This is a genomic window from Actinoplanes sp. NPDC049802 (genome assembly GCF_040656595.1).
In the GTDB taxonomy this organism is placed as follows: Bacteria; Actinomycetota; Actinomycetes; order Mycobacteriales; family Micromonosporaceae; genus Actinoplanes.
Genome location: NZ_JBFAMR010000047.1, coordinates 46,571 through 62,816 on the forward strand (window position 1 = coordinate 46,571; position 16,246 = coordinate 62,816).

Below are 16,246 nucleotides of genomic sequence, written 5' to 3' on the forward strand. Positions count from 1 at the left end.
GGCGGTATCCCCGGCGGGCAGGGACGTACGTCCTCATCCGCCGGGACGACTGCACGGCGTCCCGGCGGAGAGCTCGGCCGTGGCGTCCGGCCCGACCCGGATCGGCACGCAGTCCGGCTCGGCCACGTAGAGGCCGCCCGCGAAGACCGACCACTCACCGTCACCCCACCCGGGCGGGCACCCGGAGACCGTCTGCGCCATGGCCGGCTCCTGCTGGCCCCAGCCGAGCCGGGCCCGCTCACCCCACTCCGGCGGAAGGCTCAGCTCGGTGGTCGTGCCGGCCCGGACCAGCAGCCCGAACTTGGCGAACAACCGGGTCGGCCCGGAACCCGACTCGTTCGTCCGGTGGACCGTGCCCGGGCCGGGCAGCGCCACGTTCCCGCCGATGACGCGGTAGCTCGCCGGTGGCTCGGCCACGTGGTCGATCACCGCGGGGCAGGAGGCGGTCGGCGCCGGCCGCGGCGCCGGTTCCTCCGCCGCGCATCCGGCCAGCAGGAGCAACGGCGCCAGGGACCGACCGATCGACATGGAACGATTCTGTCAGAGGGCGCGTCTAGGGTGCTGACCATGGATCTCGTGCGCCGTGGCCGGATTGCCACCTCCCTCGTGTTTCTGCTGTTCGGGGTGGCCCTCGGCGTCTGGACCGCGCGGATCCCGGCCGTCAAGGAGAAACTCGGGCTGACCGACGGCCGCCTCAGCATCGCCCTGCTGGCCTTCGCCGCCGGCTGCATCGCCGGGATGGCGCTGATCGGCCGCCTCACCGACCGCTTCGGCAGCTCCAAGGTGCTCGCCCCGGCCGCGATCCTGGAGGGCCTGCTGCTGATCCCGCCCGGCTTCAGCGGCGGCCTCGTGACCCTGTCGATCGCCCTGTTCGCCTTCGGCGCCGGACACGGCACGCTCAACATCGCGATGAATGCGAATGCCGCCGAGGTCGAGCGCGCCATGGGGCGGCCGGTGATGTCGTCGTTCCACGCCGTCTACAGCATCGGCGGCTTCGTCGGCGCGCTGCTCGGCGGCCTCTTCGCCCACCTCGCCATCGGCATCGGCGTCACCCTGCTCAGTGTCGGCCTGGCCGTGCTGGCGGTGGCCGTCTGGTCGTCGCGTCGGGTGCTGCCGTCCACCCCGGCGCCCGCGGCCCCGGCCGAGGAGAAGGGCCGCGGCGGTCCCGGCCCGCTGTTGCTCTTCTTCGGCGTGGTGGTCCTGTGCACCCTGGTCGGCGAGGGCGCGGCCGCCGACTGGAGCGCCGTCTACCTGCGTGACGAGCTCGGCAGTTCGGAGGCGTTCGCGGCCTACGGCTACGCCGCCTTCGCGATCATGATGACGGCCGGCCGCATCTTCGGTGATCGGCTGGCCGCCCGGTTCGGTCCGGTCGTCCTGGTCCGGGCCGGTGGGCTGATCGCCGCGGCCGGGCTGGGCGCCGGGCTGCTGGCCGGGAGCCCGGCGGCCGGGGTGGCCGGATTCGGCCTGCTCGGGCTGGGCCTGTCGTGTGTAGCGCCGCAGTTCTTCTCGGCCGCCGCCGCCGCCGATCCGGCACGTGCCGGGCGGGCCCTGTCGACGGTGGTGAGCATCGGCTATGTCGGCTTCCTCGTCGGGCCGATCGTCATCGGCGCGGCGGCGACCGTGGTGGGCCTGTCCACGGCGCTGTGGATCCCGGTGGTGCTGGCCGTGTTCGTGGCGGCCAGCGCGGGGACGATCCGGCGGGCCCGGGTCACGCTTCGACCAGGCAGTCCCGTGTGATCGACGCGATGTCCGGGACGCCGGCCAGCGCCATCGTGAGGTCGAGTTCGGCGATCACGTTGCGGATCACGTCCTCTACACCGCTCTGCCCGGCGAGTGCCAGACCGTACATGTAGGGCCGGCCGAGCAGCACGGCGTTCGCGCCCAGGGCGAGCGCCGTGAAGACGTCGGCTCCGGTGCGGATGCCGCTGTCCAGCAGCAGCGTGGGCCGCGGGCCGAGCGCCGCCCGGATGGTGACCAGAGCGTCCAGCGAGGCGATCGCATTGTCGATCTGGCGGCCGCCGTGGTTCGACACCACGATCGCGTCCACGCCCGCGTCGAAGGCGCGCCGTGCGTCGTCCGGGTGCAGGATGCCCTTGAGCACGATCGGCAGCCCGGTCCGGCCCCGCAGCGTGGCGAGGTGTTCCCAGCTCAGGCCGGGGTTGGAGTAGATGTCGAGGAACGTCTCGACCGCGGCCCGCGGCGCCGGCGACCGCAGGTTGCCCCAGAACCCGCCGGGGTGGTTGCGGGTCATCGCGAGCAGGGTGCGGATCGCGCCGAGCGTCACCTGCCCGGCCGGCTGCGCGGGCCGCCCGGCGACGATCTCGCGGAACCGCGGGTCGGAGGTGTATTGGGCGATGCCCTGGCCGCGGCTGAACGGCAGCGATCCGAGGTTCAGGTCCTGCGGCCGCCAGCCCAGGACCGTGGTGTCCAGGGTGACGACGAGCGCCGCGGCCCCGGCCGCCTCGGCCCGGCCGATCAGGCTGTCGACCAGCCGTTCGTCCTTGCTCCAGTAGAGCTGGAACCAGCGGGACCCGTCGCCCATCGCGGCCGCGCAGTCCTCCATCGGGGTGCAGCCCTGATTGGAGAAGACGTAGGCCGTGCCGGTGGCGGCCGCCGCCCGGGCGATCTTCAGGTCGCTGCCGGCGCCCATCAGCGCGCCGGCCCCGACCGGCGCGAGCAGCACCGGCGTGTCGTGCCGGCCGCCGGGCAGCATCACCGACAGGTCCCGCTCGACATGCCCGGACAGCATCCGCGGCACGATCGCCCACCGGTCGAAGGCGGCCCGGTTGCGCCGCATGGTGCGGCCCTCGCCGGCGCCGCCCGCCACGTACGCCCACGCCTTCGCGCTGCTGGCCCGCTCGGCCCGGCGTTCCAGTTCGGTGAAGTCGGCCGGGACGGTGGGCCGCCGCCCGAGGGCGCCCTGGCGGTAGATGGTGCTCAGGCGGGACAGTCCGGCGCCCATGGGCTTCCTCCTCGACGAGTCTGCCCGGGAGGCTAGACCAAGTCGCCCCGGATGTGGGACCGCCGGTGCCGGCCGTACGCATCCGGGGATCACCGGATCGCCGGGGTCGCGGCGCCGGCCCTGCCCGATTACGGTCGCGCCCCCGGGGGTCCCGAAGCACCCTCCAGTAGTCGTTACCGATTCGTGACGCTAGGTGACTTGACACGGGCGTAAATGATCTTGGCGATGATCGAGACCCGTGAGTTGACGAAGACCTATGGCCAGGTGCACGCCGTTGCGGACGTGTCGTTCACCGCAGCCCCGGGCCGGGTGACCGGCCTGCTTGGGCTCAACGGCTCCGGCAAGAGCACCACGTTGCGGATGCTGCTCGGCCTCACCCGCCCCACCCGCGGCCAGGCGCTGATCAACGGCGGCCGCTACCGGGACCTGAAGAACCCCCTCCGCGAGGTCGGCGCCGTTCTGGAACAGGGGCTGAGCCACCCCGGCCAGACCGGCTACGCCCACCTGATGACCCAGGCCAGACTGAGCGGCGCCTCCCGGGAACGAGCGGTCGCCCTGCTGGAGTACGTCGGCCTCGCGGACGCCGGCGGCAAACGCTCCGGCGAGTACTCGCTCGGCATGCGCCAGCGCCTCGCCGTGGCGACCGCCCTGCTCGGCGAGCCCTCCGTGCTGATCCTCGACGAGCCGGCGAACGGCCTCGACCCGCCCGGCATGGCCTGGCTGCGTGGCCTGCTCCGCGACCACGCCTACGTCGGCGGCACCGTGCTGATCTCCAGCCACCTGCTCAGCGAGCTGGAACTGCTCGTCGACGACGTGGTCATCATCGGCGAGGGCCGGGTGCTGCGGTCCGGCCCGCTGGACGAGCTGCGCGCCGGCACCCAGCTGCGGGTGCGCGGCGGCGACCACGAGCGGCTCACCGCGGCGTACGAGCAGGCCGGCGCCTCGGTCGCCACCGACGGACGCACCCTCTGGGTGGCCGGCCTCAGCCCCGAACAGGCCGGCGACATCGCCCTCGAACAACGGATCCCGATCTACGAACTGATCGCCGAGACCCAGCATCTCGAAGACGTCTTCCTGAGCGTGGCGGAGGCCCGATGATCGCCGTACTGCGCAGCGAGCTCTACCGCACCGTCACCGTCCGCTCCTCGGTCCTGGCTCTGATCGGGTTCGGCATCGTGGCGGCCTGTGCCGGCTACCTCAGCGACGAGTTCTGGGCGTTGATGGCCGGCATCGGCACCTTCGGCCTCGCCGTCATGGTGACCTGCCAGCACTATCAGCACCGCACCGCCATGCTGCTCTTCCTCGGCGAGCCGAACCGCCTCAAGGTGCTGGCCGCGCAGTCCCTGGTGGCGTTGGGCCTCGGCGTGGTCCTGGTGTCGGTCAGCGGCATCGCGGTCGTCGCCTCCGGAGAGTCCGACCGCTACCTGCACACGCTGCTCGTCGCACCGCTGCTGGCGGTCTTCGGCGTGGCCAACGCCACCGTCATCCGCAAGCCGCTCTGGCTCATCGCCGGCTACCTGGGCTGGCTGCTCTTCGTCGAGGGGATTCTCTACCAGCTCGAAGGCGACATGATCTTCAGTGCTTTCCTGGCCGCCGCGAGCGGCTCCACCCGCGGCCTGCTGTGGGTTCTCATCTGGACGGCGGCCGCCCTGCCGATCGCCGCCTGGCGCATCGGCCGCGACCTCTCCGGCGACTGACGGCCCGGTGAAGGTGGGTGATTCCGTCACCCACCTTTCCCGGTACGCGTGACGCCGCCCCGGCCACCGGCCGTGTACGGCTCAGCGGCCGGACGGCAGGGACAGCCCCAGATAGGTGAGCGGACCGGGATCCGGCACCGGCAGAACGGCGAACCCGAGCCGGTCGTAGAAGCCGCGCGCTTGCACGTTGGCGGTGAGCATGCCGACGTGCACACCGGGCACGCCGACCGTACCGAGGAAACGCTCGATGAGACGGCGGCCGAGCCCGCGGCCCTGATAGGGCGGCAGCAGGTCGATGTGCAGGTGCGCCGGATGACCGTCGAGGCCGGGGACCAGCATCCGTTCCGGGTGGTGATGCAGGGCGTGCATGTCCTGGTCGGGGGTGCGCGGCGGGGGCGGCGGAACCGGGTAGCGGTCGCCGAGCAGCGGAATCCACTCGGCCCGGTAGCGGTGCGCGAACCGGGCGGTGTCCGCCGTCCCGACCACGTAGCCGACCGCCTCCCCGCCGTCGTCGGCGACGAACGCCAGGTGCGGTTCCAGGTGGGCGTAGGGCCCGGCGAACAGGTCGCCCATCAGATCGTCGGAGGCGTAGTGGCCGCGGGCGTCGCCGCCGGCGTCGGCGGTGCGGACACAGATGTCGTAGAGGGCCCGGCGGTCGCCGGCCCGGTAGGGACGGATCTCTGGCACGCCGACGACGTTAGCCGGTCGAGCGGCTTCCACCGCATCCGTCCACGGTGGTCCGAGGGCCCGCCGCACCGGGACCTAGGGCCTGTCGGTTGCGGGACGCCTGGCTCAGGCGTACCGGCCCCTTTTTCGAGAGGGTTGACCCGTGCCAGGCGACCGCCCGGCCCCGCCCCCTCATCGCGGAGGACTGAAGATCGTGTCACTGGATCCCGGGACCGGCCCTCTGCTGGGCGCGCGGCGTTTCCTGACCCGCGAGACGATCGGCGACCACGGGCGCACCCTGCACCAGGTCGACGGCAACGAATGGGACGCGTTCTACCGCGACCGGTGGCGTTACGACAAGGTGGTCCGCTCGACCCACGGTGTCAACTGCACCGGCTCCTGCTCGTGGAACGTGTTCGTCAAGGACGGGCTGATCACCTGGGAGCACCAGGCGACCGACTACCCGACGACCGGGCCGGACACGCCCGACTACGAGCCGCGCGGCTGTCCCCGTGGGGCGTCCTTCTCCTGGTACGAGTACTCGCCCTCGCGTGTGCGTCACCCGTACCTCCGGGGTGTTCTGGCCGAAATGTTCCGGGAGGCGCGGCAGCGGCTGGGCGACCCGGTGGCCGCGTGGGCGGAGATCGTGGAGACGCCGCTGAAGGCGCTGGCCTACAAGTCCCAGCGCGGGCGCGGCGGTTTCGTGCGGGCGTCGTGGGACGAGGCGATCGAGCTGATGGCCGCCGCGCACGTCTACACGGTGAAGACGTTCGGGCCGGACCGGGTGGTCGGATTCTCGCCGATCCCGGCCATGTCGATGGCCTCGTTCGCGGCCGGCACCCGCTATCACGCGCTGCTCGGCGGCACCCTGCTGAGCTTCTACGACTGGTACGCCGACCTGCCGATCGCCTCGCCGCAGATCTGGGGCGACCAGACCGACGTGCCGGAGGCCGGCGACTGGTGGAACGCCACCTACCTGATGATGTGGGGTTCCAACATCCCGGTGACGCGTACGCCGGACGCGCACTTCCTGGCCGAGGCCCGCTACAAGGGGACCAAGGTCGTGGCGGTGTCACCGGACTACGCCGACAACGTGAAGTTCGCCGACGACTGGCTGGCCCCGCACCCGGGCACCGACGGCGCGCTCGCCATGGCGATGGGCCACGTGGTCCTGACCGAGTTCTTCCGCGACCGGCAGGTTCCCTACTTCGCCGACTACGTTCGCAAGTTCACCGACCTGCCGTTCCTCGTCACGATCGTGGACGGCAAGGCGGACCGTTTCCTGACCGCCGCCGACCTCGGCGAGGAGGGCGGCGAGCACAAGACCGTGCTGGTCGACGAGCGGACCGGCGAACTGGTCGTACCGAACGGCTCGCTGGGCTTCCGCTACGCCGAGCCCGGCCGCTGGAACCTCGATCTCGGCGACGTCGTCCCCTCCCTGGGCCTGGCGTCCGGCGACGTCGCCGAGATCGACCTGGCCCGCTTCGACGTCGGCGACACCGAGGGCGGTGCGACGGTCCGCCGCGGCGTCCCGGTCCGGCAGGTCGGCGAGCACCTCGTCACCACCGTGTTCGACCTGGTCATGGCCCAGTACGGGGTGCGGCGCGGCAACCTTCCCGGCGAGTGGCCGACCGGCTACGGCGACGCCGGCTCGCCGAACACCCCCGCCTGGCAGGAGAAGATCACCGGCGTGCCGGCCCGGCTCGCCATCAAGATCGGCCGCGAGTTCGCCCGCAACGCCGAGCGCAGCAACGGCCGGTCGATGATCGTCCTCGGCGCCGGCGCCAACCAGTGGTTCCACTCCGACATGACCTACCGCGCCTTCATCTCCCTGGTCACGCTCACCGGCTGCCAGGGTGTGAACGGTGGCGGCTGGGCGCACTACGTCGGCCAGGAGAAGGCCCGGCCGATCACCGGCCAGCAGCACATGAGCTTCGCCTTCGACTGGCAGCGGCCGATGCGCCACCAGGCGTCCACCCCGTTCTGGTACCTGCACACCGACCAGTGGCGCTACGAGCGGGTGCCGGCCGACGAGCTGGCGTCGCCGCTGGGCGCCGGGCGGTTCCAGGGCATGGCGTTCGCCGACACGGTGGCCGCGGCACAGCGGATGGGCTGGAGCCCGGGGCACCCGTTCTTCAACCGCAACCCGCTCGACCTGACGTCCGCCGCCGCCGCCGCGGGCAAGCCGGTGCAGCAGTACATCATCGACGAGCTGCAAGCCGGAACGCTGAAGACGGTCGCCGAGGACCCGGACGACCCGGCCAACTTCCCCCGCTGCCTCACCCTGTGGCGGGCCAACCTGCTCGGCTCGTCCGGCAAGGGCAACGAGTACTTCATGCGCCACCTGCTCGGCGTCGAGGGCACCGCGACCGCGACCGAGTGCGAGCCGGGCAGCCGGCCCCGCGACGTCGCCTGGCGCGACGAGGCCCCGGTCGGCAAGCTCGACCTGCTCACCGCGATCGACTTCCGGATGACCAACACCGGCCTGCACGCCGACGTGGTCCTGCCGGCCGCCACCTGGTACGAGAAGCACGACATCTCGACCACCGACATGCACCCGTTCGTGCACGCGTTCAGCCCGGCCGTGGAGCCGCCCGCCGACGCGCACACCGACTACGACACGTTCCTGGCGCTGGCCGACAAGGTCAGCGAGCTGGCTGTCGTGCATCTCGGCACCCGTACCGACGTGCTCGCGGCGCCGCTGCAGCACGACACCCCGGACGAGCTGGCCATGCCCAGCGGCCGGGTCCGCGACTGGAAGTTCGGCGAGTGCGCGCCGGTCCCCGGCAAGACCATGCCGAAGCTGATCGAGATCGAGCGCGACTACACGCTGATCGGCACGAAGATGCGTACGGTCGGCCCGCTCATGGAGAAGCTGGGCACCACCACCAAGGCCATCACGGTCGACGTGAAACCCGAGGTGGACTACCTCAAGCACCAGAACGGGGTGATCGACGGCCGGCCGTCGCTGGCCACCGCCGACCGGATGTGCGAGGCGATCCTCTCCTTCTCCGGCACCACCAACGGCCGGGTCGCGCACGCCGGCTTCCAGGAGCTGGAGAAGCGCACCGGGCAGCGGTTCACCGACCTGATCGAGGGCCACGAGAACGACCGGATCACCTACTCCGAGACGCAGGAGGCGCCGCAGCCGGTCTTCACCAGCCCGGAGTGGTCCGGCTCGGAGAAGGGCGGCCGCCGCTACTCGCCGTTCACCATCAACGTCGAGCGGCTCAAGCCGTGGCACACCGTCACCGGCCGGCAGCACTTCTTCGTCGAGCACGACTGGGTCGCCGAGCTGGGCGAACAGCTGCCCGCCTTCCGGCCGCCGCTGAACATGGCCCGCCACTTCGGCAAGCCCGGCGACGCCGTCGACGGGGGAGTGACGGTCCGCTTCCTGACCCCGCACGCCAAGTGGTCGATCCACTCGATGTACCACGACAACGAGCTGATGCTGGCGCTGTCCCGCGGCGGCCCGGTGATCTGGATGAGCGTCCAGGACGCCGCCAAGATCGGGGTACGCGACAACGAGTGGGTCGAGGCCCACAACCGCAACGGCGTCGTCGTGTCCCGCGCGGTGGTCAGCCACCGGATGCCCGAGGGCACCGTCTTCCAGTACCACTCGCCGGAGCGCACCGTGAACGTCCCGAAGGCGGAGAAGTCCGGCCGGCGCGGCGGCTACCACAACTCGATGACCCGGCTGCTGGTCAAGCCCACCCACCTGGCCGGCGGACACGCCCAGCTCACCTACGCGTTCAACTACTACGGCCCGATCGGCAGCCAGCGCGACGAGATCACCGTGATCCGCCGTCGCACCCAGGAGGTTGAGTACTGATGCGGATCCGCGCACAGGTCGCCATGGTGATGAACCTGGACAAGTGCATCGGCTGCCACACCTGCTCGGTGACGTGCAAGCAGACCTGGACCAACCGGGAGGGCACCGAGTACGTCTGGTTCAACAACGTCGAGACCAAGCCGGGCATCGGCTACCCGAAGCACTACGAGGACCAGGACCGCTGGAAGGGCGGCTGGAAACTGGACGCCAAGGGCCGCCTGGTGCTGCGCTCCGGCGGCCGGGCCAAGCGCCTCTCCCGAATCTTCGCCAACCCGGACCTGCCGACCATCGACGACTACTACGAGCCGGCCACCTTCGACAAGGACATCCTGGTCAGCGCGCCGGGCGGGCTCACCGACACCCCGGTGAAGAAGCCGTACTCGAAGCTGACCGGCGAGCCCATGTCGATCGAGTGGGGCGCCAACTGGGAGGACTCGCTCGGCGGCGACACCATGGACCAGGACCCGAACCTGAGGAACCTGACCGACAAGGTGAAGTTCGAGTTCGAGAAGACCTTCATGTTCCACCTGCCGCGGATCTGCGAGCACTGCCTCAACCCGGCGTGCGTGTCGGCCTGCCCGTCCGGCGCCATGTACAAGCGTGAGGAGGACGGCATCGTCCTGGTCGACCAGGACCGCTGCCGCGGCTGGCGGATGTGCGTGTCGGCGTGCCCCTACAAGAAGGTCTACGTCAATCACGCCACCGGCAAGGCCGAGAAGTGCACGTTCTGCTTCCCGCGCATCGAGGCCGGCCAGCCCACCGTCTGCTCCGAGACCTGCGTCGGCCGCCTCCGCTACCTCGGCATTCTCTGGTACGACGAGGACGCCGTGATGGCCGCCGCGACCGTGGCCGAGGAGGAGCTGCTGGACGCCCAGCGGGCCGTCTTCCTCGACCCGCACGACCCGGCGGTGCAGGCGGCCGCCCGCGCGGCCGGCCACCCCGAGGAGTGGATCGACGCGGCCAAGGCCTCCCCGGTGTGGAAGCTGATCAGCGAGTACCGGATCGCCCTGCCGCTGCACCCGGAGTACCGCACCCTGCCGATGGTCTGGTACGTGCCGCCGCTGTCGCCGGTGCTGGACGCCGCCGGGGCCGCCGGCCGCGACGACACCGACGCCGACGACATCTTCCACACCATCGACGACCTGCGGATCCCGGTCGAGTACCTGGCCTCGCTGTTCACCGCCGGCGACACCGCCGCCGCCGGGGGCGTGCTGATGAAGCTCGCCGCGATGCGCTCCTACATGCGGGCCCGCACCCTGGACGGCACCGTCGCGAGCGAACTGCTCGACGGCATCGGCATGACCGGCGAACAGGTGGAGGCCATGTACCGGCTGCTCGCCATCGCCAAGTACGGCGAACGCTACGTCATCCCGGCCGCCCACGCCGCGACCGCGGCCGCCCTCGAGGACCTCGGCGGCTGCTCCCTCGACGGCGAGGGCGGGCCCGGCATGGGCGGCGGCCCGGTCCCGGTCGTCCTCAGCACCCGCCGGGAGCGGTGATGGACCGCTCCCGGATCTTCCAGATCGCCTCGCTGCTGCTCACCTACCCCGACGACGAGCTGCTCGCGGCCGGCGACGAACTGCGCGCCGCCGCCCGGGGCGTCGACGGCTTCGAGACCTTCCTCGACTGGATGCTCACCACCAGCCCCATCGAGGTGCAGCGGGAGTACGTGCGGACGTTCGACCTGCGCCGCCGCTCCGGCCTCTACCTCACCTACTACCTGCACGGCGACACCCGCAAGCGGGGCATGGCCCTGCTCATGCTCAAACAGCGGTACCGCGCCCACGGGCTGCGGCTCGCCGACGGGGAACTGCCCGACCTGCTGCCGGTCGTCCTCGAATTCGCGGCCACGGCCGGGCCCGGCGACGGCGAGGCCCCGCTGCGCCAGCACCGGCAGGGCATCGAACTGCTGCGGGCGGCGCTGCACGAGACGCGTACGCCGTACGCCTCGGTCCTCGATGTCGTCGGTGAGCTGTTGCCGCAGCTGACCGACGCGGACCGGGAAGCCCTCACCGCCCTGGCCGTCGACGGCCCACCGGTCGAGACCGTAGGTCTCGAGCAGGTGGGCCTCGGCCCCGACCTCGCCCCCTACGCTGCCTGCGGAAACGCGGAGGTGTCCCGATGAACACCCTGATCTGGGCCGTGGTGCCCTACACCTGCCTGGCCGTCTTCGTGGCCGGCCACGTCTGGCGGTGGCGGCGCGACCAGTTCGGCTGGACCACCCACACCAGCCAGCTCCTGGAGAGCCGGCTGCTGCGGCTCGGGTCCCCGCTGTTCCACCTGGGCGCCTTCGGCGTGATCGCCGGCCACGCGATGGGCCTGCTCGTCCCCGCCTCGTGGACCCACGCCCTGGGCGTCTCCGAGCACACCTACCACGTCGTCTCGGTCACCGGCGGCGTGATCACCGGGCTGATGCTGGTCACCGGCCTGGCTCTGCTGATCGCCCGGCGGTTCGTCAACGGCCGCGTCCGGCGGGTCACCACGACCATGGACAAGGTGCTGTACGCCGCGCTCGCCGCCATGGTCGTCCTCGGGATGAGCGGCACCGTCGTGATCAACCTGTTCGGGGAGGGCTACGACTACCGGGAGAGCCTCGCCGTCTGGTTCCGGCAGATCTTCTACTTCCAGCCCGACCCGTCGCTGATGGCCGACGCGCCCCTGGTGTTCCAGCTGCACGCCATCGGCGGCTTCCTGTTCATGGCGCTGTGGCCGTTCACCCGGCTCGTGCACGTCTGGTCGGCGCCGCTCGCCTACCTGTGGCGGCCGTACGTCGTCTACCGCGGTCGCCGCGGGCCCGCCCCCGCGCCGCAGCCCGCCCCGGCGGACGTTCGGACCGTCTCGCCCGCCCCACGGCCGGAACGCCCTACCGTCAAGGCATGAGTGACGACTACCTTCCCGGCATCTATCAGCGATTCCTGGAACGGTTTCCGGAGGTGGCGGAGGCACAGGGCGACCTGGCCCGCACCATCCGGGAACAGAACCCGTTCGACGACCGTACCGATCGGTTGATCAAGCTGGCCGTCGCGGTCGGCGCCGAGTCCGAGGGCGCGGTACGCTCCAACGTCCGCAAGGCACTGCAGCACGGCGCGAGCCTCGACGAGGTCCGTGCCGTCGCGCTCGCCGCCGTCACCACCTGCGGCTTCCCTACCGCGATCGCCGCCCTCGGCTGGATAGAAGAGGTAACCACCGCCCCATGACCAGCACCGACAACCTCTGGCTGCGGAAGATCGCCGAGAACCCCGGCCACTCCCGGTGGTACATCGACCGGTTCCGGGCCATGGCGGCCCGCGGCGAGGACCTCGCCGGTGAAGCCCGCATGATCGACGCGATGGTCCCGCGCGGCGCCCGCGTCCTGGACGCCGGCTGCGGCACCGGCCGGGTCGGCGGCCACCTCGCCGCCGCCGGCCACCAGGTCACCGGCGTCGACCTCGACCCGGAACTGATCGCCGAGGCGAGCGAGCAGCACCCCGGACCCCGCTGGCAGGTCGGCGACCTCAGCGAGCTCGACCTGCCGGACCGGTTCGACGCGATCGTCTGCGCCGGCAACGTGATGACCTTCGCCGGCCCGTCCACCCGCGTGGAGATCCTGCGCCGCTTCGCCGTCCACCTCGCCGACGGCGGCCGTGCCGTGATCGGCTTCGGGGCCGGCCGCGGCTACGAGTTCGACGGCTTCCTCGCCGACGCGGCCGCCGCCGGCCTCACCCCGCAACTGTTGCTCAGCACCTGGGACCTGCGTCCCTTCACGCCCGGCTCGGACTTCCTGGTGGCGACGCTCGGCGTCGCCTGAGCAGGGTCCGCCGTCCCCTTTTCCGTCGCCTCGCGCCCCGCGCGAGGCGACGTTTCTTTACCGGAAGGTCCCGGATGCGCGGGACTTGAGTCCCGTGAATCCCGGGACTCTGGTCGGTGTGGGCACAGGGATTGGCTGGCCGATGGTGGTCATGTAACCGCGGTGCGGCGACTACGTCTGCAAGGAGCAATCGACATGACCAGCTTGGCCGATCGACCCCACCGATCACGTGCTGAATCCGGGCCGAACGGCCAGGCCGGCGAGTGGCTTACGAACTGGGATCCCGAGGACGAGCAGTCCTGGGACAGCCGCCTCGCCTGGCGGACCCTCGGCGTCACCACCTACACGCTCTCGCTCGCCTTCATCACCTGGTTCCTGGTCTCCGCGATCGCGCCCCGCCTGAACAACATCGGGTTCGGCCTGAGCGCCGGACAGCTCTACTGGCTGACCGCGATGCCGGGTCTCGCCGGTGGCCTGCTGCGCATGGTCTGGATGTTCCTCCCGCCGGTCCTCGGCACCCGCAAGCTGGTCTCCATCTCCACGCTGCTGCTGATCTTCCCGCTCGTCGGCTGGGGCTGGGCGGTGCAGGACTCGAGCACCCCCTACGGCGTCCTGCTGCTGCTCGCCTTCCTCTGCGGCATCGGCGGCGGCGTGTTCTCCGGCTTCATGCCGAGCACCTCGTACTTCTTCCCCAAGCGCAAGCAGGGCATCGCGCTGGGCATCCAGGCCGGCATCGGCAACTTCGGCGTCAGCGTCGTGCAGTTCCTGGTGCCGTGGGTGATCGGCTTCGCACTGCTGGGCACCGCCTCGATCGCCCCGGAGAAGGTCGTCACCCCGGCCGAGGGCCTCGGCGACACGATCTGGCTGCACAACGCCGGCCTGGTGTTCATCCCGTGGGTCGTCGCCGGCGCGGTGCTCGCCTGGTTCACCCTCAAGAGCGTCCCGGTGCAGGCCAACTTCCGCCAGCAGCTGGACATCTTCAGCAACAAGCACACCTGGATCATGACGGCGCTCTACCTCATGACCTTCGGCGCGTTCTCCGGCTTCGCCGCCCAGTTCGGCCTGCTCATCAAGAACCTGTACGGCGGCTTCGACGGCGCCCCCGACCCGCTGACCTTCGCCTTCCTCGGCCCGCTGGTCGGCTCCGCCGCCCGGGTGGCCTGGGGCCCGCTCTGCGACCGGTTCGGCGGCGCGGTCTGGACCGTGTTCGCCGGCGTCGGCATGACCGTCTCCACCGTCTTCACCGCGTTCTGGCTCAGCCCCGACTCGGTCGGTGAGTTCAAGTTCTTCGTCGCCGGCATGCTGGGCATCTTCTTCTTCGCCGGTATCGGCAACGCCTCCACCTTCAAGCAGATGCCGATGATCTTCGAGCGCCGGCAGGCCGGTGGCGTGATCGGCTGGACCGCCGCGATCGCCGCCTTCGGGCCCTTCCTCTTCGGTATCGGCCTGGCGAGCGTCTCCCCGCTGCCGTTCTTCCTCGGCTGGGCGGCCTTCTTCGCCGTCTGCATCGGGCTGGCGTGGCACTTCTACGCCCGCAAGGGCGCCGAGAAGCCGAGCTGACGGGACCACGTTCCACCAGAGGGTGGCGGCCGGCCCGGCCGCCACCCTCTTCGTGCTCCACGTCCGTGGACAGGACGGCCCCCGAACCCGGGCCAAAGGTCCCTGACCTGGGACGATATGGCGGCCCGGCACCGGAGTCGATCTTTCGGTCCTCTATGCTTCAGGGAGAACTCGACGCCCCGCCTGACGCGGTGTGGTGCCAGCCGGTGATCGACCGGCGCGAGCTTCGCGACCCGGCTTCAGCGGCTGCAGCCCTCTCGTGTCCCTCGTTCCCAGGCTCTCACCCCGCCCGCATGACGAACCGCCCTCTTCGGGGCGATGGCGGGGCGAGACGGAAGTGGAGCGCAGACATGAGAACGGTTCTGACTCGGGCGGCGCAGCCCGGCACTGAGAAGGGCGCCGACCGAGCCGGTCTGATGCTCGCTCTGGCAACGATCGGCTTCGCGATCAACTTCTGGGCCTGGGCGCTGCTCAGCCCGCTGGCCGTGAGATTCCAGGCCGACCTCGGCCTGACCCCCTTCCAGCAGGCGCTGCTGGTGGCCGTTCCGGTGGTGGTCGGCTCGCTGGGCCGCATCCCCGTCGGAGCGCTCGCCGACCGTTTCGGCGGGCGGGTGATGTTCCCGCTGATCTCGCTCTCGACCACCGTCCCGGTGCTCTACCTCGGCCTGATCGGCCACGACTCGCTCACCTCGCTGCTGGTCGGCGGCTTCTTCCTCGGCATCAGCGGCACCACCTTCGCCGTCGGCGTGCCGTTCGTCAACGCCTGGTTCCCGCCCGAACGCCGCGGCTTCGCGGTCGGTGTCTTCGGCGCCGGCATGGGCGGCACCGCCGTCAGCGCCCTGACCACCGTCAAACTGGTGGACGCCAACGGCACCGCCACCCCCTTCGTCGTCACCGCGACGGCCCTCGCCGTCTTCGCCGTCGTCTCCTGGCTGGTGATGCGCGACGCCCCCGGCCGTACGATCCCCACCACGTCACTGGGCGCCCGCCTCGGCGCCGCCCTCCGCCTCCCCGTCACCTGGCAGGCCGCCGCCCTGTACGCGGTGTCCTTCGGCGCATACGTCGCCTTCTCGGTCTACCTGCCGGCGTACCTGAAGACCGCCTACAACCTCACCCCGGCCGACGCCGCGAACCGGATGGCGGGCTTCGTCGTCCTGGCCGTCCTGATGCGCCCGGTCGGCGGCTGGCTCTCCGACCGCGTGGCCGCCAGCCGTGTCCTGGCGGTGGCCCTGAGCGTCGTGGTCGTCGGCGCCGCGGTCCAGGCCTTCACACCCGGCCTGGCCCCGGTCGGCACGGTCGCCTTCCTGACGATGGCCGTGGCCCTCGGCGCCGGATCGGGCGCCACCTTCGCCCTGGTGGCGAAGCTCACCCCCGCCAGCCAGGTGGGCGCGGTGACCGGCATCGTCGGGGCCGTCGGCGGCCTGGGCGGCTTCATCCCGCCCCTGCTGATGGGCGCCATCTACGGCCGGTTCCACTCCTACGCCCTCGGCCTCGGCCTTCTCTGCGTGGTCGCCCTGGCGGCGCTGCTGCTCGACGTCCTCTCCGTCGGCCGCCGCTCCGTCCCCGCCTGACGTTCCCCTCGCCGGCCGGCCACCGCACCCTCCCTCGGTGGCCGGTCGGCTTCTCGTCTCCCGACCGTCGCGCGCTGACCGTCGCGCGCTGACCGTCGCGCGCTGACCGTCGCGCGCTGACCGTCGCGCGCTGACCGTCGCGCGCTGACCGTCGCGCGCTGACCGTCGCGC

General features: G+C 71.4%; 14 protein-coding genes. 11 read left to right on the plus strand and 3 right to left on the minus strand.

Annotated features, from left to right (window positions below):
* Positions 1-33 precede the first annotated feature (33 nt).
* On the minus strand, positions 34-528 hold the full coding sequence (locus AB0I88_RS27680; protein WP_361030642.1) for a hypothetical protein: 495 nt from the start codon (positions 526-528) through the stop codon (positions 34-36).
* A 39-nt stretch (positions 529-567) separates the two neighbouring features.
* Here AB0I88_RS27680 and AB0I88_RS27685 point away from each other — a divergent pair, with 39 nt between their 5' ends.
* Positions 568-1,737 (plus strand): MFS transporter, encoded by a 1,170-nt coding sequence (locus tag AB0I88_RS27685; RefSeq protein WP_361030645.1) that lies wholly within the window; start codon positions 568-570, stop codon positions 1,735-1,737.
* Here AB0I88_RS27685 and AB0I88_RS27690 read toward each other — a convergent pair.
* A complete protein-coding gene (locus AB0I88_RS27690; RefSeq protein WP_361030648.1) occupies positions 1,709-2,962 on the minus strand; it encodes an alpha-hydroxy-acid oxidizing protein in 1,254 nt (417 codons plus the stop codon). The genes AB0I88_RS27685 and AB0I88_RS27690 overlap by 29 nt on opposite strands.
* A 225-nt stretch (positions 2,963-3,187) precedes the next feature.
* On the opposite strand from AB0I88_RS27690, the gene AB0I88_RS27695 reads away from it, so the two are divergent.
* Both AB0I88_RS27695 and AB0I88_RS27700 read left to right on the plus strand, forming a co-directional pair.
* Positions 3,188-4,060, plus strand: a complete 873-nt coding sequence (locus AB0I88_RS27695; RefSeq protein WP_361030651.1) for an ATP-binding cassette domain-containing protein — start codon at positions 3,188-3,190, stop codon at positions 4,058-4,060.
* Positions 4,057-4,659, plus strand: coding sequence for a hypothetical protein (locus AB0I88_RS27700; protein WP_361030654.1), 603 nt, complete (start codon positions 4,057-4,059; stop codon positions 4,657-4,659). Before AB0I88_RS27695 ends, AB0I88_RS27700 begins: the two co-directional genes overlap by 4 nt.
* An 81-nt stretch (positions 4,660-4,740) precedes the next feature.
* On the opposite strand, the gene AB0I88_RS27705 is transcribed toward AB0I88_RS27700, so the two are convergent.
* Positions 4,741-5,346, minus strand: a complete 606-nt coding sequence (locus tag AB0I88_RS27705; RefSeq protein ID WP_361030656.1) for a GNAT family N-acetyltransferase — start codon at positions 5,344-5,346, stop codon at positions 4,741-4,743.
* Between the two features lie 220 nt (positions 5,347-5,566).
* Between AB0I88_RS27705 and AB0I88_RS27710 the strand changes: the two genes are divergently transcribed.
* The 8 genes from AB0I88_RS27710 to AB0I88_RS27745 all read left to right on the plus strand — a co-directional run bounded on the left by AB0I88_RS27710 (position 5,567) and on the right by AB0I88_RS27745 (position 16,075).
* Positions 5,567-9,157 (plus strand): nitrate reductase subunit alpha, encoded by a 3,591-nt coding sequence (locus AB0I88_RS27710; protein ID WP_361030686.1) that lies wholly within the window; start codon positions 5,567-5,569, stop codon positions 9,155-9,157.
* Positions 9,157-10,656: a nitrate reductase subunit beta gene (gene narH, locus AB0I88_RS27715; protein ID WP_361030662.1), complete on the plus strand. Its 1,500-nt coding sequence runs from the start codon at positions 9,157-9,159 to the stop codon at positions 10,654-10,656. Before AB0I88_RS27710 ends, narH begins: the two co-directional genes overlap by 1 nt.
* Complete coding sequence (gene narJ / locus AB0I88_RS27720; protein ID WP_361030665.1) at positions 10,656-11,282, plus strand: nitrate reductase molybdenum cofactor assembly chaperone; 627 nt, start codon at positions 10,656-10,658, stop codon at positions 11,280-11,282. Before narH ends, narJ begins: the two co-directional genes overlap by 1 nt.
* Positions 11,279-12,037, plus strand: a complete 759-nt coding sequence (gene narI / locus AB0I88_RS27725) for a respiratory nitrate reductase subunit gamma (protein ID WP_361030668.1) — start codon at positions 11,279-11,281, stop codon at positions 12,035-12,037. Before narJ ends, narI begins: the two co-directional genes overlap by 4 nt.
* Positions 12,034-12,354 (plus strand): carboxymuconolactone decarboxylase family protein, encoded by a 321-nt coding sequence (locus tag AB0I88_RS27730; protein WP_361030671.1) that lies wholly within the window; start codon positions 12,034-12,036, stop codon positions 12,352-12,354. The genes narI and AB0I88_RS27730 overlap by 4 nt, the downstream gene beginning before the upstream one ends.
* Positions 12,351-12,944, plus strand: a complete 594-nt coding sequence (locus tag AB0I88_RS27735) for a class I SAM-dependent methyltransferase (RefSeq protein ID WP_361030674.1) — start codon at positions 12,351-12,353, stop codon at positions 12,942-12,944. Before AB0I88_RS27730 ends, AB0I88_RS27735 begins: the two co-directional genes overlap by 4 nt.
* Before the next feature lie 195 nt (positions 12,945-13,139).
* A complete protein-coding gene (locus AB0I88_RS27740; protein WP_361030677.1) occupies positions 13,140-14,504 on the plus strand; it encodes a nitrate/nitrite transporter in 1,365 nt (454 codons plus the stop codon).
* Between the two features lie 416 nt (positions 14,505-14,920).
* Positions 14,921-16,075, plus strand: coding sequence for an MFS transporter (locus tag AB0I88_RS27745; RefSeq protein ID WP_361030688.1), 1,155 nt, complete (start codon positions 14,921-14,923; stop codon positions 16,073-16,075).
* Positions 16,076-16,246 lie beyond the last annotated feature (171 nt).